This is a genomic window from Claveliimonas monacensis, from assembly GCF_014982975.1.
Taxonomy (GTDB): domain Bacteria; phylum Bacillota; class Clostridia; order Lachnospirales; family Lachnospiraceae; genus Claveliimonas; species Claveliimonas monacensis.
On sequence record NZ_JADCKL010000006.1, the window covers coordinates 35,965 to 56,185 of the forward strand.

Sequence of the window (20,221 nt, forward strand, 5' to 3'; positions counted from 1 at the left end):
TTACTCCTCCTTACCTCTCCCACAGAATTCTTTTTTCCGTATACTCTGTCGCCACGGTCGCATATGGACAATCCGGCTCCTGCGACACCTTCTCCCCCTCATCCGGCCCTGTCAGGCAGGTGCGGATGCAGACTGCGTCTTCCGTCTCACAGACCTCTTCTATCTGGATACTGTACCCGCCGCTCTCCTGCTCCCCATAACCCATAGCTATGTACAGCTGCTCGCCGTCCCCGTATGCCAGGAGAAAGGGCTCCTCTTTTTTCTCCTCCACTTCCTTCCAGAGTTTCTCCGGAATCCCCAGGCGATCCAGCGTCTTATAATCCAGATCCTGCTTTTTCTCCCCGTCTATGCGGCGGACGCTGCACCCGGACAGGAGCAGGACCAGCACAGAAAACACACACAGTATCCTGCGTCTTTTCATGGCTTCACCCTATGGATATTCTCTCTATTATCATACACGCCACCCCTTTGAAAAATGACAGTTTTATGGTAAGATGCTTATGATGTACACAAAAGAAACAGAAGAAAGGTTTTCGAAATCATGATAAGATTTATTGCTATTGCGATCGTACTTTTTTTTTATCTCATAGTCGGCATACCGGTTCTCATCGTGGAATACTTTGTGGGGCTTGTGAACCGGAGAGCCAAAGATTACTCCTGCCTTCGGATGGTGCAGTGGACGTTCCGCCTGATGCTAAAGATTGCGGGTGTGAAAGTAACCGTCATCGGGGAGGAGAATGTGCCCGATGAGCCGGTCCTTTATATAGGAAATCACAGGAGTTATTTTGATATCCTTCTGACCTATTCCAGATGTCGGCGGCTGACCGGGTATGTGGCGAAAAAGGAGATGCTCCGCTATCCTCTGCTGCGGGACTGGATGAAAAATCTGTACTGCCTGTTCCTGGACCGAAGCACTCCAAAAGAGGGGCTTAAGACCATCCTGCAGGCCATAGAATATGTAAAAAGCGGTATCTCCATCTGCATTTTCCCCGAGGGTACGAGAAACACAGGGGAGGAGCTTTCCATGCTCCCCTTTAAGGACGGGGCTCTGAAGATCGCCGAGAAGACCGGCTGCGCCATCATCCCCATGTCCATGAACAACACCCAGGCCATCTTTGAGGGACATCTCCCCTTTGTGCGCAAGACCCACGTGGTGCTGGAGTACGGAAAACCCATTTATCCCGACCAGCTTGACAAGCAGACCCGGCGGCACCTGGGAGACTACTGCCACAATATCATCCAGGAGACCATCATCAGGAATCAGTCCCTTGTATAATTTTTACTTTGTTTTTACTTTTCCCTCTTATGGTGCTATAATTGGGATAACTTTTTCAGCTACAACAAATACAAAGGAGTTTAAAAAAGAGAACAATGAGCAGACATGATTTGACCCTGCTGACGGACTTCTACGAGCTTACCATGATGCAGGGATACTATGAAAAAGGGCAGAACGAGACCGTCATCTTCGATGTATTCTTCCGCCAGAACCCCAGCAATGGAGGCTACTCCATCTGTGCGGGCCTGGAGCAGGTCATTGAGTACGTAAAAAATCTGAATTTCACATACGAGGACGTGGACTACCTGCGCAGCCTGGGTATGTTCAGCGAAGATTTCCTCCACTACCTGAGCGGGTTCCACTTTACCGGAGATATCTACGCCATCCCCGAGGGGACGGTCATCTTCCCCAAAGAGCCCGTCATAAAGGTCATTGCGCCTATCATGGAGGCCCAGCTTGTGGAGACCGCCATCCTCAACATCATCAATCATCAGTGTCTCATCGCCACAAAGGCCTCCAGGGTCGTATTTGCGGCGGGCGGAGACGGCATTATGGAGTTCGGCCTGCGCCGGGCTCAGGGTCCTGACGCAGGGCTTTACGGCGCCAGAGCCGCCATCATCGGAGGCTGCATCGGCACTTCCAACGTACTGGCAGGTCAGCGCTTTAACGTGCCTGTGCTGGGCACCCACGCCCACAGCTGGATCATGAGCTTCCCGGATGAGTACACGGCCTTCAAGACCTACGCCCAGCTCTATCCGGACAACTGCATCCTTCTGGTAGACACCTACGACACACTGAAGTCCGGCGTTCCAAACGCCATCCGCGTGTTTGAGGAAATGCGCGCTGCAGGCATCTCCATGAAAAAGTACGGCATCCGCCTGGACAGCGGCGACCTGGCATACCTGTCAAAACAGGCACGGGCCATGCTGGACGAGGCAGGATTTACGGACGCAGTGATCTCCGCGTCAAACGACCTGGACGAATATCTGCTCCACGACCTGAAAATACAGCAGGCAGCCATCACTTCCTGGGGTGTGGGCACCAACCTGATCACCTCAAAAGACTGCCCTTCTTTTGGCGGCGTTTACAAACTGGCGGCCATCCAGGATGAGTCCGGTCAGTTTGTGCCCAAGATCAAGATCTCCGAGAACACAGAGAAGATCACCAACCCGGGCAACAAGACCATTTACCGGATCTACGACAAGACCACAGGAAAAGTAAGAGCCGACCTGATCTGCTTTGTGGATGAGACCTATGACACAGACCAGGATCTGCTTCTCTTTGATCCCATTGAGACATGGAAAAAGACCCGGCTTCCGGGCGGCACCTACACCATGCGTGAGATCCTTGTGCCTGTGTTCCGGAACGGAGAGTGTGTCTACCAGTCACCCTCTGTCATGGAGATCGCGGAGTACTGCAAGCAGGAGAAGAAGACTCTGTGGGAGGAGACAAAGCGTCTCTTCTACCCCCACCAGGTCTACGTGGATCTGTCTGAGAGCCTCTATGAGGTGAAAAAATCTCTGCTTGATCAGATGGATATGGATTAATCGGATATAGTTAAGGAGGACTTATTGTTATGAATATTATTGTACTGGCAGGCGGCTACAGCAACGAGCGGGACGTCTCCCTGAGCTCAGGCGGAAGTATCTGCCGTGCGCTCCTGGAGCGAGGACATAACGCCTACCTTCTGGATGCCTTCCTCGGACTTGAGGATGCGCCCGAGAACCTGGAGGATGTGTTCACCCTGCCGGGAGGCGGCCTTGAGATCGCCACTGGCATCCAGGTGTCCGAGCCGGACCTCGACGCCCTCTGGGCATCCCGGCCCGGGGACTCCCCCAGCTACCTGGGCCCCCACGTGCTGGAACTGTGCAGTCTGGCCGACATCACCTTCCTGGCCCTTCACGGAGGACTGGGTGAGAACGGCAAGCTGCAGGCTGCTTTTGACACTCTGGGGATCCGCTACACAGGTCCCGACTCACTGGGATGCGCGCTCTCCATGGATAAGGGCGTCACGAAAGATCTCTTCCACTCTGCCGGCGTCCCCACTCCCTACGGCACACACATTTCCCGCAGGGATAAGGACATTTCCCTGGAAGCGCTCCAGATCCCCCTTCCCCTGGTAGTCAAACCCTGCTCCGGGGGATCCAGCATCGGCGTGCACTTTGCCCACACGGAGGAGGAATTCCGGGAGGCCATGCGTCTGTCTTTTGAAAAGGAGGACGAAGTAGTCATTGAGCCCTTCATCGATGGCCGGGAATATGCCTGCGGCATTTTTGACGGCAAGGCACTTCCCCTTGTGGAGATCATTCCCGACGGAGGCGTGTTTGACTATGTGCACAAGTACCAGAGCGGCGGTGCTTCCGAGATCTGCCCCGCTACCTCCGTGGACAAAGAGACCACAGAGGCCATACAGAAGACCGGCGTGCTGGCCGCAGAGGCTCTCCGCCTGAACGTATACTGCAGAGCAGATTTCATCGTGGACAATCACACAGGCCGTTTCTACTGCCTGGAAGTCAATTCACTGCCCGGCATGACAAACGCCAGCCTCCTGCCCAAAGCGGCAAAGGCAGCCGGATACGAATACGGCGAGTTCTGTGAGCAGATCATTGAAAAATCTATGGACGCCAGATACAGATAGGAGAGAAACATGAAAAATCTCACAATAGAAAATATAACCAGGGCCTGCCGCGGCACATACCACGGCAGCGACAGCCTCCTCTCCCGGGAGGCCGCCCACGTGGTCATCGACAGCCGGAAAGCCGGCCCGGAGGATGTGTTTGTAGCCATCAAAGGAGAGCGGGTGGACGGACATTCTTTCATCCCCTCTGTCATGGACGCAGGCGCTCTGTGCGCCGTGTCTGAGCAGGATCTGGGCGAAGTCCCCTTCCCCTATATCCGGGTAGAGTCCACCGCCCAGGCCCTTCTGGACATTGCAAAGCTGTACCGGGACTCTTTTGACCTCAAAGTAGTGGGCATCTCCGGCAGTGTGGGAAAGACCAGCACAAAGGAGATGATCGCATCCGTCCTGGCGCAGAAGTTCAATGTACACAAGACCCAGGGGAACCTGAACAGCGAGTCCGGCCTTCCCCTGACTGTCTTTGACCTGAAGGAGGAAAATGAGGTGTCTGTCCTGGAGATGGGCATCAACCATTTCGGTGAGATGCGCAAACTCTCCACCGTGGCCCAGCCTGATGTGTGCGTGATCACCAACATCGGTGTGGCCCACCTGGAATTCCTCAAGACCCAGGAGGGCATCATGCAGGAAAAGACACAGATGTTCCAGGACATGAAGCCGGGCGGCTCCATCGTCCTCAACGGAGATGACCCTCTCCTGTCCACCGTCGGACCTGTGAAGGGCGTAACCCCCCTCTTCTACGGCACATCGCCGGACTGCGATGTGTATGCCACAGACATACAGTCCCAGGGCCTGAAGGGCTCTTCCTGCATTATCCACACACCCGGCGGACAGTTTTCCTGTCTGGTCCCCACCCCCGGATCCCACATGGTATCCAACGCTCTTGCAGGGGCGGCAGTGGGATACGTGCTGGGTCTTAGCAGCGAACAGATCAAATACGGCATTGAGCACCTTCCCTTCCTGCCGGGCAGGAACAACATCATCCAGACAGACAAAGTCATTATCCTGGACGACTGCTACAACGCCAACCCGGTTTCCATGAAGGCTGCCATCGACGTGCTGGGTCTTGGGATCGGCCGCAGAGTGGCTGTCCTTGGAAAAATGGGCGAGCTGGGTCATAACGAGAAAGAGCTCCACTATGAGGTAGGCACTTACCTGGCCGCATCCGGGACAGACATGGTGATCGCCGTGGACGAACTGGCAAAAGAGATCATCCGGGGCATAGAGGATGCCGGTTCCCGGATAGAGACGCACTGGTTCGCCACAAAGGACGATCTCATCCCTCATCTCGGGGAACTGATAAAGGAGGGGGACAATGTCCTTGTAAAAGCCTCCAACAGCCTTGGCTTCAGCGGGATCGTACAGGCGCTGCAGGAGCTGTAGGAGATTCCACAAAGGAGAACAGACCATGGATTATCAGGTTCTCGTCCTTGATCTGGACGGCACACTGACCAACTCAAAAAAGGAGATCACGCCGGCCACGCTGGAGGCGCTGATCGACATACAGAAGATGGGGAAAAAAGTAGTCCTGGCAAGCGGGCGCCCCACAAGAGGCGTAGTTCCCCTGGCCCGACAGCTGCATCTTTCTGACTACGGCAGCTACATCCTCTCCTTCAACGGAGCCCGCATCACAGACTGCCGCAGCGGGGAGGTGATGTACAACCGCTGTCTGCCAAAGGATGCGCTTCCGGATGTCTTCCGCCTGGCCTCCGCCTTTGCCCGGGACGGCGCGGACATCCTGACCTACACGGAAGACCACATCATCTCCGGGATACATCCCAACCGCTATACACAGTTAGAATCCAGGATCAACCACATGCCTGTCCTGGAGCGTTCGGATTTCCTGTCTGCCATTCCCCCGCAGGCCAACAAACTTCTGGCCACCGGGGAGCCGGAGGTGATCAGCCGGATGAAAGATGCCATGGCACAGCATTTCCGGTCCTATCTGAGCATCTACTGTTCCGACCCCTTCTTCCTGGAGATCATGCCAAGAGGTGTGGACAAAGCCCACGCGCTGGTGAAGCTTCTTGGCAGCATCGGCCTGTCCACAGAGCAGATGATCTGCTGCGGGGACGGTTACAATGACATCACCATGATCGAGACCGCCGGCCTGGGAGTCGCCATGGCCAACGCCCAGCCTCCTGTGCTGGACAGCGCGGACTACATCACAAAGTCCAACGATGAGGACGGCGTTCTGCATGTGATCAATACATTTATGCGGCGCAGCTGAGGTTCATTCCCGCCTGCGCGTCCTGCATGCAGGACTTTTCACAAAGCAAAAAGAGTTCCACTGTGGAACTCTTTTTTTATGTCTAAGCTGTCTTTCCTTTATTTTTCTCATGCCACTGGAACAGCCGCTTCCCGAATTTTCCGATGGCCTCCACAAGAAAGCTCAGGTAGCGGAACACGGGCTCCGCCGCTATGGAAAAGACGATGAAGAGCATGATGCACTTAGTGGACATGGCTGTGATGGCAAACAAATCTCCCAGGTAGATGCTGGAGAACACAAGCGCAATGCCGCAGCCCACCAGAACAGCGATCCGGATGGGGTTCATAGGCTGGCTGATCTTCCACAGCACCATAAATCCCACAATGGCAAGCAGGATGGTAGCCGCCGTGGCAATGTCCTTCTGTCCCACCTCAAAGGTCTGTCCGAAGATCACCAATGCTCCCACGATCAGCACATCTGTCAGTCCGCCGGGCAGGGCCTTCAGAAATACATTGGGCAGGAAATGTCCCTGTATCCGGTTCTTATTGGGCTCCAGCGCCAGGAAGAAGGCCGGCACACCGATGGTGAACATACTGATCAGCGAGATCTGGGAGGGCTCCAGCGGGTAAGTGATCATAAACACCGCCGAGAACACGGACAGAAGGAGAGAAAATATATTTTTCACAAGGAACAGGCTGGCTGACCGCTGAATGTTGTTGACCACCCTGCGCCCTTCCAGCACCACCGAGGGCATGCAGGAGAAATCTGACTCCAGCAGCACGACCTGGGCTGCCTGGGAGGCGGCCTCGCTTCCCGACGCCATGGCGATGCTGCAGTCCGCATCCTTCAGGGCCAGAATGTCGTTGACACCGTCCCCTGTCATGGCTACCGTGTTGCCCTGGCTTTTCAGCACATTCACAAACTGCCGCTTCTGATTGGGCGTCACCCGCCCGAAGACCGTGTACTTTTTCATGGCTGCCGCCACATCCTGGTCCGTCTTCAGCGTGCCGGCGTCCACATAGTTCTCTGCCCCCGCTATGCCGGCCTGGGAAGCCACTTCCGACACAGTGACCGGGTTGTCCCCGGAGATCACCTTGATGTCCACGCCCTGCTCTGCGAAGTAGGCAAAAGTCTCCGGCGCATTCTGCCGGATGGGGTTGGACAGCATCACGTAGCCCAGCGGCGTAACCTTCTCTGTGAGGGGTTTGCCGTCGATCTCCCCCGCATATTTTCCAAAGACGAGAACTCGGTATCCCTTCCTGGTAAACTGCTCGATCTCCGCCTCGTAGAGCACGTAGTCATCCCGCAGCACCATCTCAGGCGCACCCAGCACATAGGCCCCGTCTTTGTAGGTGACGCTGCTGTATTTTACCGCCGACGAAAAAGAGGTGAGGCTCACCGGCTTTTTCCCGGTGTTCTCCTGGAAATACTCTTTCAGGGCAGCCATTGTGATATTGTCCTCGCTCATGGCCGCCGCAAAGTCTCCCAGCATTTTCTCAAGAGGGGGATACTCCTCCTCTTTCTCCCGGTAATCCAAGGTGGGCTCCACCCGGTTCACTGTCATGGTATTTTCCGTGATCGTTCCCGTCTTATCCACACAGAGCACATTGACCCTGGCCAGCGTCTCGATGCTCTTCATATCGTGGAGCAGCACCTTCTGGCTGGCAAGCCGCATGGCGCTCACTGCCAGAGCAACACTGGCAAGCAGGTACAGCCCCTCAGGGATCATGCCGATGACTGCTGCCACCATGGAGGTGACGCTCTGGGCAAATCCTTCATGGTTGAAAAAGAAGCTCTGGGAAAACAGGATCAGTCCGATGGGAATGATGATGATACCCACCCATTTGACCAGCTTGTCCAAAGACCGGATCATCTCCGACTGTTCCTGGTCGTCCATGGCCTTGGCCTCTATGGTCAGCCGGGAGATGTAGGAATCCTCCCCCACCTTGTCCAGCCGGGCCCGGCATTCCCCGGACACCACGAAACTGCCGGACATGAGCTTGTCCCCCCTTCGCTTGGTGATCTCATCAGACTCTCCTGTCAGCAGGGACTCATTGACCTGCACCTCCCCGGAAGAGACGACAGCATCCGCACAGATCTGGTTTCCTGCGCCGAAAATGACAATGTCATCCAGCACCAGCTCCTCCGAATTGACCTTTTTTATTTTGCCGTCCCGCACCACCCTGGCGTGAGGCGCATTCAGCATGCTCATCTTTTCCAGGACATTCTTGGAACGCACTTCCTGCACGATACCGATAAGGGTGTTGATGATGACTACCGGCAGAAAGGTCAGATTCCGAAAGGATCCCACCAGGCAGAGCAGGATGCCCAGCACGATAAAAATCAGGTTGAAGTAGGTAAACACATTCTCGTGTATGATCTCTTTTGTCGTCTTTGCCGGAGGATCTACCGAGATATTGGTCCACCCGTGCATCCGGTGCTCCTGTACCTGCTGAGAGGTAAGCCCCTCCTGCGGATCCGGATCATAGCGGGTCGTCTGTATGCGTCGGCTCCTCCGCTCACTCTGCTCCTGTACCTTTGCTTTTGTTTTTCTTTTTTTTCTCGTCATGTACATTTACGTCTCCTTTATATCCCCCTATTATATACCCGTCACCTTAAGATTTCTATAAAGGTTCTCTAAAAAAATCTTAAAAACGCAGGGCGGGGCTCCGTCTCCAGATGCCCCGCCCCGCGTTCTGTTTTCTTTCTGCAGATCAGCCCAGAGCCACGTCCAGGATCATCATAAGGATAAATCCCGCCGCAAACCCCAGTGTTCCGATATTGCTGTGCTCTCCTTCGTTGGCCTCCGGAATGAGCTCTTCCACCACCACATACAGCATGGCCCCCGCCGCAAAGGACAAAAGGAAGGGCAGCACCGGGGTGAGAAGCCCCGACAGAAGGATGGTGACAAGAGCGGCAGCCGGCTCCACGATACCGGACAGCGTGCCGTACAGGAACGCCCTGCCTCTGCTGACTCCGCCCTCGCTCTTCAGCGGCAGGGAGATAATGGCTCCCTCCGGAAAATTCTGGATGGCGATCCCGATGGAGAGGGCAAAGGCTCCCATGAGAGAGATCTGGGCATTGTCCGCCAGAAGACCGGCAAACACCACACCCACAGCCATTCCCTCCGGGATATTGTGGAGGGTCACTGCCATCACCAGCATGGTAGAGCGCTGCCAGCTGCTCTTAGGCCCCTCCGGCTCTTTGTGGTCCATGTGCTGGTGAGGCACCCTCTTATCCAGAAGGAGCAAAAAAAGCATCCCCACAGCCACCCCTGCCGCCGCAGGGGCAAATGCCAGCTTCCCCATGTCTGCGGACATATCCATGGCCGGGATGAGGAGGGACCACACCGAGGCGGCCACCATAACGCCGGAGGCAAACCCCAGGAGCCCTTTCTGGATGTGGGGCGGCATCTTCTCTCCCCGCAGCAGAAAGACGCAGGCAGCCCCAAGTGTGGTGCCAAAAAACGGTATCAGGATACCGATCAATATATTACTCATATTCTTCTCCTTACATTGTCTAGTTGAAATAGACCATCTCGTCCTGGGGCGCCTGAGCCTCCTCCACATACTCCGCCTTGATCACCGGGCCTTTTCTTCCGTAGGCGCGGGTGTATTCATAGCCTACGGTCCCACGGACTTTTACCCACTGGCCGGGCGTAAGTTTGGGCGCGTAGGGGCTGCGGCATATATATCCCAGGAATGTGGTGTCATCCGCGCAGCACGTCATGGCCATCCTGCCCGCCACGAATTCCTTTGCCGCAAATCCTCTCGGTTTGAGCACTTTCGCTTTGTACTCCACTGTTTTCTTTAAATATCTCTCCGGGTGGTCCATCATATCCACATACCAGATCCCGTAGTCCATATCGTCGATCTGCACCACGGGGGCATCCAGATCGTAGGGCATGGCGTCTTCAAAGATATTGTCGATCTCCCCGTCCTCACCCTCGAAGATGATCTGGGCGCTCTGGTTGACTACCTTCACATTTCTCCGGTAGGACGCAAGGGGCATGTCCCTGGTACAGCGGTTGAACATGACAAGCTCCGCATTTCTCACCATCTCCATAAAAAGAGGCTTCATGTTCGCAATGTACGTTCCGAATGTAGAAGCGTCCACTGTCACCAGTTTCTGGACCAGTCCCCATCCTGCCGGCACGTCCATATCCTCGATCTTACTCACCGGACACATGCCGTTGCACTCGATGATGACCCTCTCCGGGCGGTACTTCCTGTCCGCCTCCTGCAGCCACTCCAGCGTCATCTCCTCCGGGTCATCCACGGTAAGGAGGGTGGTGTTTGTCCGCTTCAGCAGTTCCTCGCCGTACTCCTCCTCACCCTCCTCGCAGAGGATCAGCAGGGTGTTCCCGTCGATCTCAAAATACTCCTGCCCCAGCGTATACCGGAGAAAGCTGGTCTTTCCGCTCTCCAGGAAACCTGCCATAAGGTACACCACTACTCTGGCATTGTCTACCATCTGCATATGTTCTGTCACCTGCCCTTTCTATTCTGCCGCACCTGCAAACAGATCTTTCAGCGCCTCTTCTTTCAGCTTGGAGCCGATCACGCAGATGCGTCCTGTGTAATCCGGCTGTCCTTCCCGAAGTTCCACCTCGCCGGGCACCATGTCAAAGTAGATCCAGGTTCCCTTGTCGCCTTCCACCATTCCCTTGGCACGGAGTACCATGCCGTAGGTGTCCGCATCTCCAAGAGCATCAAGGCGCACCTTCAGATCCTGGGCATTGTATTTTTTCACAGTCTCCATACCCCAGCTGCCGAACACTTCATCCGCATGGTGGTGATGATGATGACCATGGTCATGGTGGTGGCCATGCTCGTGTTCGTGATCATGGTGGTGATGGTGCTCCTCGCCTGGCGCATGGTGGCCGCCGCACACCTCACACCTGGTCTCCTCCATAAGCTCCTCCTCCAGAGACGGGGCGTGCTGCTCCATGATCTCCAGGAGCTTGGCGCCGTCGATCTGGTCTTCCGGCGTCGTGATGATGGGCGCCTCCGCGTTGAGAGCCCGGATCTGTTCCACAGCCTGCTCCACCTTGGCATCGTCCGCAATGTCTGTACGGCTCAGGATGATAGCTCCAGCCGACTCCACCTGGTTTCTATAGAACTCGCCAAAGTTCTTCAGGTACATTTTGCATTTCTTTACATCCACCACTGTGGTGGCGCTGTTCAGCACCACATCCGCATCTGTCTTCACGCCCTCAACCGCTTTCTTGACGTCGGAGAGCTTTCCGACTCCGGATGGCTCAATGAGGATCCTGTCCGGATGGTAGGTGTCAATGACCTCTTTCAAAGAAGCGCCAAAGTCCCCCACAAGGGAGCAGCAGATACATCCGGAATTCATTTCCCGGATCTCTACTCCGGCCTCCTTGAGGAAGCCTCCGTCGATGCCGATCTCACCGAACTCGTTCTCAATGAGCACGACCTGCTCTCCCTTAAAAGCCTCTTTCAACAGCTTCTGGATGAGCGTCGTCTTGCCGGCTCCCAGAAAGCCTGAGATAATATCTATCTTTGTCATTTTATCCACTCCTGTTCTGTTTATATTTAGTCTTCAGGACATCTGTTGCAGTGTCCAGAACCTATTTTGTCACAGCTTGGAACAAATTTCAAGGAGGCATCCGCAAGATTCTTTCATCAATGCCTTGCAGAAACTGTCTGTACATTTTATAATAGCCTTGTAATGGTATCAGACATTACAATGAATGCTAACAGGAGGAAAAAACTATGCAGAAATATGTATGTGAACCTTGCGGTTATGTTTACGATCCGGAAATCGGCGATCCTGACAGCGGCATCGCACCGGGCACAGCATTTGAAGATCTCCCGGAAGACTGGGTATGCCCCATCTGCGGAGTAGGCAAAGATATGTTTGTTGTGGAAGGCTAATTCCCTCACACCGTCTTGTCTGAAATATGATCGAGATATTTCCAAGCAGGAGCTCTGCCGCGCAGGGCTCCTGCTTATGCATATTTCTCTTTATTCTTTTATTTTCATACACATTTTATTTGACATTCTGCCTGGAACTTGGTACTATTTTCAAGATAACCTGATAATCGTTTTCATTTTGTATAAAGAAAGAAGATCTGAACATGGAACTACTGGAACATATTTTCTTACACACAGTGGAGGACAGCCTGCGCATGCTCCCCTTCCTGTTTGCGGCCTTCCTTCTCCTGGAAGGGCTGGAGCACTACTCCAGCGCGTGGATCCGCCGGACTCTGACAAAAATTGAAAAAGCCGGCCCTGTTGTGGGGGCTGTCTTTGGCTGTATCCCCCAGTGCGGGTTTTCTGTCATGGCCGCCAACCTGTACTCTGGCGGGGTGATCTCCGTAGGCACACTGCTGGCCGTCTTCCTGGCCACCTCCGACGAGGCTGTGCTGATCCTCGTCGGCCACCCGGGTAACGGGACCGCCATCTTCTCCCTCCTGGCTGCGAAGCTCATCATCGCCATCGCGGCCGGATACCTGGCTGACCTGTTCTTTGCCAGGCTGATCTCCACCAAGAAGGAGATCGAGGATCTCTGCCACCACTGCGGCTGCCACAACCATCACGGGATCCTGCGCCCGGCGCTGAACCACACGGTCCGGCTGTTTGCCTACATTTTCCTCTGCACCCTTATCCTGAACGGTGTCATCGAAGCTGTGGGACTTGATTCTGTGTCCACCTTCCTTTTAAATGGAAGCATCCTGCAGCCTTTCCTGGCAGCTCTCCTGGGATTTATTCCCAACTGCGCAGCCTCCGTGCTACTGACAGAGCTCTACCTTGGCGGCGCGCTCTCCTTTGCCTCTGTCATTGCCGGCCTGTGCACCAATGCGGGTGTGGGGCTCATTGTCCTTTTCAAAGTCAACCCGGACAAAAAGGAATGTGTCAAATTCACCGGCCTTCTGTACGCCTGCGCAGTCATCGCCGGCGTGCTGCTGCATCTGGCCGGGTTTTAATGCAAAAAACCGGCGCATAGATTTGTATACAAAAAAGCGATGCCGAACAGATCCGCATCGCTTTTTTTACAGCTTTTTTGTCTTATCTTTCCTGGTCGTATTTCACAAAAGCGTCCACTTTTGGCTGAGAAGAGCAGCCCGGAACGAACTCGTTTCCAAGGAAGGCGTCCACCATAAGCTCTCGCACCTTGTTTCCTGTCGTGAACGCGCCCATGCAGGCGATATTGGCATCGTTGCTGAGTCTTGCCCTCTGAGCGGAATATACGTCTGACACAAGGGCCGCGTAGGCTCCTTTTACTTTGTTGGCCGCGATAGACACCCCGATACCTGTACCGCAGATCAGGATCCCTCTGTCGTACTCCTTGGAAGCCACAGCCTCGCCGACTTTGATGGCAACATTGGCGTAGATGGGGTCATCGCTTCCAAAGTCCGTCACTTCCCCGTACCCCTTTGCCTCAATGTACTTGATGATCTCTTCCTTGGCTTCCTGGGCGTTGGGATCACATCCAATTGCAATTTTCATTTCTTCTTCCTCCTTATCCCTGTTTTGTTTCATTTTTCTTTATTTTATCATTTCGATATTCTTTTGTCCACTTTCGTTTTCTTACGTTTCTATCTTTCTTTATTTTCGATATCCATGATCATATCGACCCGTCTCTGATGTCTGCCTCCCTCAAATTCTGCGTTCAGCCACTCCTCAATAATCATTTTTGCCAGCTCAATCCCCACTACCCTGGCTCCCAGCGCAAGGATGTTGGTATTGTTGTGCTGTCTGGACAGGCGGGCTGAGTACGGTTCACTGCACACTACGGCCCGGATCCCCTTTACTTTGTTGGCTGCCAGGGAGATGCCCACGCCTGTGCCGCAGATCAATATGCCAAGATCCACTTCTTTTGACGCAACAGCCTGTCCCACTTTCTCGCCGTAGACCGGATAGTCACAGCTCTCCGTGGAATCTGTCCCGTAATTGATCACTTCATAGCCAAGGTCCTGCAGGAATTTCATGACTTCCCGTTTCATCTCCACCGCCGAATGGTCATTTCCTATTCCTATTCTCATATGTCTGGTCTCCTTCTCTGCTCAAAATTCGCTTTGGCTATATTATAAGCTCTTCCCCTTTGAAAGGCAATGTCTATTCTCCACATTCATACCTGACCATTTTATTTTGCACATTTTCCTGTTTCGTACTATAATGGGAAAGATCCTTTTTGACTACAGCTTACTATTTTACTTATATGGAGGACAAAATATGATAAAACTGATTGCCAGCGACCTGGACGGAACTCTGCTGCAGAACGGAGCGCAGGAGCTGGATCCCCTTATATTCGACCAGATCCGGGCATTAAAAGAAATGGGCATCCATTTTGTGGCCGCCAGCGGGCGCCAATACCCCAATCTGCAGAGACTTTTTGCGCCGGTGCAAGACGAAATCTCCTATATAGCGGAGAACGGTTCGCTCTGCATTCACGATGGAAAGACACTGTCCAAAGGCCTGATCCCCCGGGAACTGGGCAACCGGATCATCGATGCCATACACAGCTGCAGCGGATGTGAATGCATCGTCTCAGGAGAGCAGGTCTGCTACAGTGACTCTGTAAATGAGGTGTTCCGGGATCACATGCTCCATGTGATGAAGAACAACATGCAATTTGTGGACAGCATGGACGAGGTCCGGGAGCCCTTTCTGAAAATCGCTGTCTGCAATTTTAACGGCACCAAGGACTGTCTGACCTACTTCCAGAAACTGTTTTCCAGTGAGATCAAGGTGGTCACCTCAGGTAATATATGGGTGGACTTCATTGCTCCGGACGCAAACAAGGGCACGGCCCTGCAGACCCTGCTGGATCACCTGCACATTCTGCCGGAAGAATGTATGGCCTTCGGGGACCAGTACAACGACGTGGAGATGCTGCAGCTTGCCGGAACCAGCTACGCCATGTCCGGCGCCGCTCCCGGCATCTCTTTCTACGCAGACTACACAACCGATTCCGTGTCAGATGTGCTGAGCGAGCTGATCTCTTCCACAGTGATCTAGGAGAAAAAATGAAAATGGCATTGGAGATGTGTGCTCCAATGCCATTTTTTTGTCTTATACCAGTTTTCTGACAGCCTCCTGCTCTACAGAAAGGCCCTCTTTAAACCGCTCGATGAAAGTCTCAAAGCCGGCCATATCGCCTGCATCCGGCTCCATCTTTACGCCCTCATCTCCGCCGAATACTCTGCTGTTCAGATAAGCCTCCAGCGTCTCGCCCTCTTCTTTGTGTACGGCATAGGAAGCCAGCAGTGCGATGCCCCAGGCTCCTCCTTCACCTGCCGTCTCCATGACAGAGACCGGAGCCTGCATGGCTGCTGCCATGATGCGCTGTCCCACTCCGGGCGTCTTAAACAGTCCGCCGTGTCCGAGGATCTTGTCAATCTGGATCTTCTCCTCTTTCACCAGGATATCCATGCCGATCTTCAGTGTGCCCAGCGCCGCATAGAGGTGGGTCCGCATAAAGTTTGCCAGATTAAATCTACTGTCCGGTGTGCGCACAAACAGAGGTCTTCCCTCGTCCACAGGAACGATGCTCTCCCCTGAATAAAATCCGTAGGACAGAAGTCCGCCGCAGTCCGCGTCGCCCTCCAGCGCCCTGTTGTACAGGGTAGCGAAGATCTCATCCATATCCGCCTTCACGCCCATGGCCTCTCCGTACTCTCTGAAAAGAGAAACCCAGGCATTCAGATCTGAAGTACAGTTGTTGGCGTGGGCCATAGCCACAAGGCTTCCTGTGGGGGTTGTCACCATATCGATCTCCCTGTGCACTTTAGACAGTTCTTTTTCCAGGACGATCATGGCAAATACCGATGTTCCTGCTGATACGTTGCCGGTGCGCACCGCCACGCTGTTTGTGGCAGCCATGCCGGTCCCTGCGTCGCCTTCCGGCGGACACACGACTGCCCCCGCCTGCAGCATGCCTGACGGGTCCAGAAGGGCAGCCCCCTCCTCTGTCATTGTGCCTGCGTCCTCACCGGCAAGCAGCACCTTGGGCATGATCTGGCGCAGCTTCCAGCCATAGCCTCTGTCTGCCACCAGCTGGTCAAACTGTCCGATCATGCGCTCATCAAAGTCTTTTGTCTGGATGTCAATGGGGAACATACCTGACGCGTCTCCGATCCCCAGCACCTTCCTGCCTGTCATGCGCCAGTGGATATAGCCGGCCAGGGTGGTGAAGTACGCCACATCCTTCACGTGCTCTTCCTTGTTCAGTATAGCCTGATACAGGTGGGCAATGCTCCATCTCTCAGGGATATTGTACTGGAACAGCTCTGTCAGCTCTTCCGCCGCCTGCCCTGTGATCGTGTTTCTCCATGTCCGGAACGGAACAAGGAGCTTGTCTTCTTTGTCAAAAGCCATGTATCCGTGCATCATGGCGCTGAACCCGACGGCCGCGATTTTTTTGACATCCACGCCGTAGGTTTCCTTTACATTCTTCACCATATCCTGGTAGCTTCCCTGGAGCCCTTTCCAGATGTCCTCCAGAGAGTAGGTCCAGATATGCCCGTCCAGCCTGTTCTCCCAGGCGTAGCTTCCCGAAGCGACCGGGATATGCTCTTCATCGATCATCACGGTCTTGATCCTTGTAGAACCAAGCTCGATGCCGACAACTGCACGTCCCTCTTCAATCATCCGCTTTACATTCTCTGCATTTATACTCATTTTCTCCTCCTTAGCCGCACTTGCGGCTACTCTTCATTCTATGCTCCATATGGTTTTACAGATTCCCTCTCAACAATGGCCCCCTCCATCTCATTGACCTCCGGCACGGGCTCCCCCTGAATCATCTTCAGGATCAGCTCTCCGCTCAGCCTTCCCAGCCTGTGCAGGGGATTGTGGACCGTGGTCAGCGGCACGGAAAGGTCCCTGGAGATATCCGCATCGTCGATGCCCATCACAGACAGATCATCGGGAATCCTGATCCCGCTTTGCAGACAGATGTCCATCAGTTTGGAAGCCACTGTGTCGTTGTAGCAAACGCAGGCCGTGACCCCTTTCAGCCTGGCGAGATACCGGGACTGGTCGCGCTCCATCTCCTCCACATCGCCGGTGGCAATCCACAGGATGTTTTCCTCCCTGACCTCGATGCCTGCTTCCAGGAGCGCTTCCATATACCCCTGGTACCGCAGATGTCCCTGGCCGTCATCCGCTTTAAAGACAGCTCCGATCTTTTTATGCCCCTTCCTGATCAGGAACTGTGCCGCTGCCCTCCCGGCCTGCCGGTCATCCATGGACACATGGGGCGCCTGAAGGTCCGGATAGTAGGAATTGAGGAACAGGACCGGGATCCCTTTTGCCATCAGCTCCCTGTACAGTCCTGTATTGGGGTTAGGAAGGGCGCTTTTGGTAGACTCGATGATCAGCCCGCTGACAATATTTTCATCCGACAGCTTCCGCAGGATCCGGCGTTCCATCTCCACAGAATTATGAGTAAACGCCACCTGGAGCGTGTAGTCCTTCTCGCTGACTGTCTCTTCGATGGATTTTATAATCTTGGGAAAGATATACTCATCGATGTAGGTTGTCACCACTGCGATCTGCCTGCTTCGCACCGCCGGGCCGTCCTGCCCGCCTTTCTCACTGACATAGGTCCCGCTGCCCCGTCTGCGCACCACCAGGCCTTCCGCCTCCAGCCTGGACACAGCCTGCCTGACCGTCTGGCGGCTCACCAAAAACATCTGCATCAGTTCATTTTCGGAGTAGATCTTCTCGCCGGAAGCCAGCACGCCCCGGCAGATCTCTCCCTTCAGCCGGTCATATATTTCCATGTATTTGGACTTCTGCCTCATTTTTGTCAAACCGCCTTTCTTGCGGGCCTTCGCGGAACTAGTCTTCTGTCTTCTGGCCGTAGTATGCGTTAGCGCCGTGTTTTCTGTAGTAATGTTTGTCCTGTAGCTCCTGAGGCGCCGGCTTGTTGTCCGGATTGATCATCTCACACCTGGCAGCCATCTTGGCCACCTCCTCAAGAACGACTGCGTTGTGCACGGCCTCGTGGGCGTCTTTTCCCCAGGTAAAGGGGCCGTGATTCTTGCAGAGTACCGCCGGCACTGCTTTGTAATCTTTCTGGCGGATCTCAAACTCATCGGCGATCAGGACGCCTGTGTTCTTCTCGTAGGCCTCCTCGATCTCATCCTTTGTCAGGTTGCGGACGCAGGGCACCTCGCCGTAGATATAGTCCGCGTGGGTCGTGCCGTAGCAGGGGATGTCCCGCCCTGCCTGCGCCCAGCTTGTAGCCCAGGGAGAGTGGGTGTGCACGATCCCGCCGATGTCTTTGAAACGGTTGTACAGGACCACATGGGTGGCTGTGTCAGAGGAGGGGTTGTACTTTCCTTCCACTTTGTTTCCCTCCAGGTCCACCACAACCATGTCTTCCGGCGTCAGCTTGTCGTAGTCCACGCCGCTGGGCTTGATGACAAACAGCCCCTTCTCCCGGTCAATGCCGCTGACATTTCCCCATGTGAAGGTCACAAGGTTGTACTTCGGCAGCAGCATATTGGCCTCATACACTTCTTTTTTCAGTTCCTCTAACATGTCTCTTCCTCCTCACTGATCTGTGATCTACTTTCTGTATACCAGCTCGTTCCAGTTCAGCTCGTTCTGGAACTGGCGGATAGTCGTATCTTTATCGATATAGACGGCCTCGATTCCCATATAGGCAGCCCAGTCGCCCATCTGCTCTGCAGTCAGGTCGTAGGAGAACGCAGTATGGTGGGCGCCTCCCGCCAGGATCCAGGCTTCGGCTCCGGTCTGCAGGTTGGGCTCCGGTGTCCAGAAAGCGGTGGCTACCGGGAGTTTGGGCATGGGTTTCTCCGTCTTCTTGCAGTTCACATCGTTGATGATCAGGCGGAATCTGTCTCCCAGGTCGATCAGGGATGTGGCTACAGCCGGGCCTGTCTTGGATGTAAATACAAGCCGGGCCGGATCCTCCCTGTCACCCATGGAGAGGGGCTGGCACTTGATGCCGATGGGGCCCTCCGCGATACTTGGGCACACCTCCAGCATGTGGGCCTGCAGGATGCCCTCCTTACCCGGCACGAGATTGTAGGTGTAGTCCTCCATGAAGGAAGTTCCCTTTGCGTCCTTCATGCCCTGAGTCATAATCTTCATAATGCGCACCATGGCCGCTGTCTTCCAGTCGCCCTCTCCGCCGAATCCGTATCCTTTTTCCATCAGTCTCTGGATGGCAAGTCCCGGAAGCTGTTTCAGAGAGCCAAGGTCTCCGAAGTGGGTCACGATAGCCTGATAGTTCTTTTCCTTGAGAAATCTCTCAAATCCGATCTCAATGCCTGCCTGCACAGCCACGTGCTCACGGAATTCTTTCTCGTCTCTTCCTTCCAGCAGGATTTCATATTTATCGTAGTACTCTTCCACCAGTGTGTCAATATCTGCCTGGGACACTGCCGCCACAGCCTCAGCGATCTCATTAACAGGGTAGGCGTCCACTTCCCATCCGAACCGGATCTGGGCCTCCACCTTGTCGCCCTCTGTCACAGCTACGTTGCGCATGTTGTCCGCGATCCGCATAACCCGCACATGGCTGCTCTCCAGCACGCCCACCGCGGTGCGCATCCAGGAGCCGATCCGCTTCTGGACATCCTCGTCCTCCCAGTATCCCATGACCACCTTGCGCACTTTTTTCAGGCGGCTGAAAATATGTCCGTACTCCCGGTCTCCGTGGGCTGCCTGGTTCTCGTTCATAAAGTCCATGTCAATGGTGTCGTAGGGGATCTCCCGGTTGAACTGGGTATGGAAGTGGAGCAGCGGTTTCCTGAACTCCTGCAGTCCCAGTATCCAGGATTTCGCAGGTGAGAATGTGTGCATCCATGTGATCACGCCCGCGCAGGTGTCGTCCATGTTCGCCTCGTTAAATGTCTTCCGGATCAGCTCGTTTGTGATCAGCGTTGGCTTCCACACGATCTCATAGGGGAGATTTCCCGACGCGTTCAGTACCTCCACCATCTTCTGTGAATGCTCTGCCACATGAGCCAGGCATTCATCCCCATACAGATCCTGTGACCCTGTGCAGAACCAGAACTTGTATTGTTTTTGTTCCATAAAATGTACCCTCCTTTTTCCAAATTTGTACTTATAACTATACTATATATCACATTAGT

Annotated in this window: 19 protein-coding genes; 8 read left to right on the forward strand and 11 right to left on the reverse strand. The window is 54.4% G+C overall.

The window, feature by feature from the left end; all coding sequences use genetic code 11:
- Positions 1–10: 10 nt before the first annotated feature.
- Positions 11–421: a protease complex subunit PrcB family protein gene (locus INF30_RS09010; protein ID WP_226394957.1), complete on the reverse strand. Its 411-nt coding sequence runs from the start codon at positions 419–421 to the stop codon at positions 11–13.
- 120 nt (positions 422–541) lie between these two features.
- Between INF30_RS09010 and INF30_RS09015 the strand changes: the two genes are divergently transcribed.
- The 5 genes from INF30_RS09015 (at position 542) to INF30_RS09035 (ending at position 6,141) form a co-directional block, all read left to right on the forward strand.
- Positions 542–1,276, forward strand: coding sequence for a lysophospholipid acyltransferase family protein (locus INF30_RS09015; protein ID WP_226394958.1), 735 nt, complete (start codon positions 542–544; stop codon positions 1,274–1,276).
- A 95-nt stretch (positions 1,277–1,371) separates the two neighbouring features.
- Positions 1,372–2,823 carry a nicotinate phosphoribosyltransferase gene (locus INF30_RS09020; protein WP_226394959.1) on the forward strand — a complete coding sequence of 484 codons (1,452 nt, stop codon included), beginning with the start codon at positions 1,372–1,374 and terminating at the stop codon, positions 2,821–2,823.
- Between the two features lie 29 nt (positions 2,824–2,852).
- On the forward strand, positions 2,853–3,914 hold the full coding sequence (locus INF30_RS09025; protein WP_226394960.1) for a D-alanine--D-alanine ligase family protein: 1,062 nt from the start codon (positions 2,853–2,855) through the stop codon (positions 3,912–3,914).
- Positions 3,915–3,923: 9 nt separating this feature from the next.
- On the forward strand, positions 3,924–5,294 hold the full coding sequence (locus INF30_RS09030; RefSeq protein WP_076779439.1) for a UDP-N-acetylmuramoyl-tripeptide--D-alanyl-D-alanine ligase: 1,371 nt from the start codon (positions 3,924–3,926) through the stop codon (positions 5,292–5,294).
- Positions 5,295–5,319: 25 nt separating this feature from the next.
- Positions 5,320–6,141, forward strand: a complete 822-nt coding sequence (locus INF30_RS09035; protein WP_076779440.1) for a Cof-type HAD-IIB family hydrolase — start codon at positions 5,320–5,322, stop codon at positions 6,139–6,141.
- Positions 6,142–6,223: 82 nt separating this feature from the next.
- On the opposite strand, the gene INF30_RS09040 is transcribed toward INF30_RS09035, so the two are convergent.
- The 4 genes from INF30_RS09040 to INF30_RS09055 form a co-directional block, all read right to left on the reverse strand.
- Positions 6,224–8,689: a cation-translocating P-type ATPase gene (locus tag INF30_RS09040; RefSeq protein ID WP_226394961.1), complete on the reverse strand. Its 2,466-nt coding sequence runs from the start codon at positions 8,687–8,689 to the stop codon at positions 6,224–6,226.
- Between the two features lie 145 nt (positions 8,690–8,834).
- On the reverse strand, positions 8,835–9,620 hold the full coding sequence (locus tag INF30_RS09045; RefSeq protein ID WP_226394962.1) for a ZIP family metal transporter: 786 nt from the start codon (positions 9,618–9,620) through the stop codon (positions 8,835–8,837).
- A 19-nt stretch (positions 9,621–9,639) separates the two neighbouring features.
- Complete coding sequence (locus INF30_RS09050; RefSeq protein ID WP_226394963.1) at positions 9,640–10,599, reverse strand: TIGR03943 family putative permease subunit; 960 nt, start codon at positions 10,597–10,599, stop codon at positions 9,640–9,642.
- 21 nt (positions 10,600–10,620) lie between these two features.
- A complete protein-coding gene (locus tag INF30_RS09055; protein WP_226394964.1) occupies positions 10,621–11,652 on the reverse strand; it encodes a CobW family GTP-binding protein in 1,032 nt (343 codons plus the stop codon).
- 206 nt (positions 11,653–11,858) lie between these two features.
- On the opposite strand from INF30_RS09055, the gene rd reads away from it, so the two are divergent.
- Entirely contained in the window at positions 11,859–12,020 is a 162-nt protein-coding gene (gene rd / locus INF30_RS09060) for a rubredoxin (protein ID WP_076779443.1), read from the forward strand.
- Between the two features lie 203 nt (positions 12,021–12,223).
- Entirely contained in the window at positions 12,224–13,072 is an 849-nt protein-coding gene (locus INF30_RS09065; RefSeq protein WP_226394965.1) for a putative manganese transporter, read from the forward strand.
- A gap of 82 nt (positions 13,073–13,154) precedes the next feature.
- Here the strand turns inward: INF30_RS09065 and INF30_RS09070 are convergent, their stop codons facing one another.
- Together INF30_RS09070 and rpiB are read right to left on the reverse strand one after the other, a co-directional pair.
- Complete coding sequence (locus INF30_RS09070) at positions 13,155–13,595, reverse strand: RpiB/LacA/LacB family sugar-phosphate isomerase (RefSeq protein WP_076779447.1); 441 nt, start codon at positions 13,593–13,595, stop codon at positions 13,155–13,157.
- A gap of 89 nt (positions 13,596–13,684) precedes the next feature.
- Positions 13,685–14,131 carry a ribose 5-phosphate isomerase B gene (gene rpiB / locus INF30_RS09075; protein ID WP_226394966.1) on the reverse strand — a complete coding sequence of 149 codons (447 nt, stop codon included), beginning with the start codon at positions 14,129–14,131 and terminating at the stop codon, positions 13,685–13,687.
- A gap of 190 nt (positions 14,132–14,321) precedes the next feature.
- Here rpiB and INF30_RS09080 point away from each other — a divergent pair, with 190 nt between their 5' ends.
- Complete coding sequence (locus INF30_RS09080) at positions 14,322–15,107, forward strand: HAD family hydrolase (RefSeq protein WP_226394967.1); 786 nt, start codon at positions 14,322–14,324, stop codon at positions 15,105–15,107.
- A gap of 54 nt (positions 15,108–15,161) precedes the next feature.
- On the opposite strand, the gene INF30_RS09085 is transcribed toward INF30_RS09080, so the two are convergent.
- From INF30_RS09085 to araA, 4 genes are read right to left on the reverse strand one after another with little or no spacing between them, the layout of a single operon-like run.
- Positions 15,162–16,769, reverse strand: a complete 1,608-nt coding sequence (locus tag INF30_RS09085; protein ID WP_226394968.1) for a xylulokinase — start codon at positions 16,767–16,769, stop codon at positions 15,162–15,164.
- A 38-nt stretch (positions 16,770–16,807) separates the two neighbouring features.
- The gene (locus INF30_RS09090) at positions 16,808–17,896 is read right to left on the reverse strand and encodes a GntR family transcriptional regulator (protein ID WP_226394969.1); all 1,089 of its coding nucleotides are present in this window, start codon (positions 17,894–17,896) and stop codon (positions 16,808–16,810) included.
- 37 nt (positions 17,897–17,933) lie between these two features.
- On the reverse strand, positions 17,934–18,638 hold the full coding sequence (locus INF30_RS09095) for an L-ribulose-5-phosphate 4-epimerase (protein ID WP_076779457.1): 705 nt from the start codon (positions 18,636–18,638) through the stop codon (positions 17,934–17,936).
- 27 nt (positions 18,639–18,665) lie between these two features.
- Positions 18,666–20,162: an L-arabinose isomerase gene (araA, locus tag INF30_RS09100; RefSeq protein ID WP_226394970.1), complete on the reverse strand. Its 1,497-nt coding sequence runs from the start codon at positions 20,160–20,162 to the stop codon at positions 18,666–18,668.
- Between the last annotated feature and the right edge of the window lie 59 nt (positions 20,163–20,221).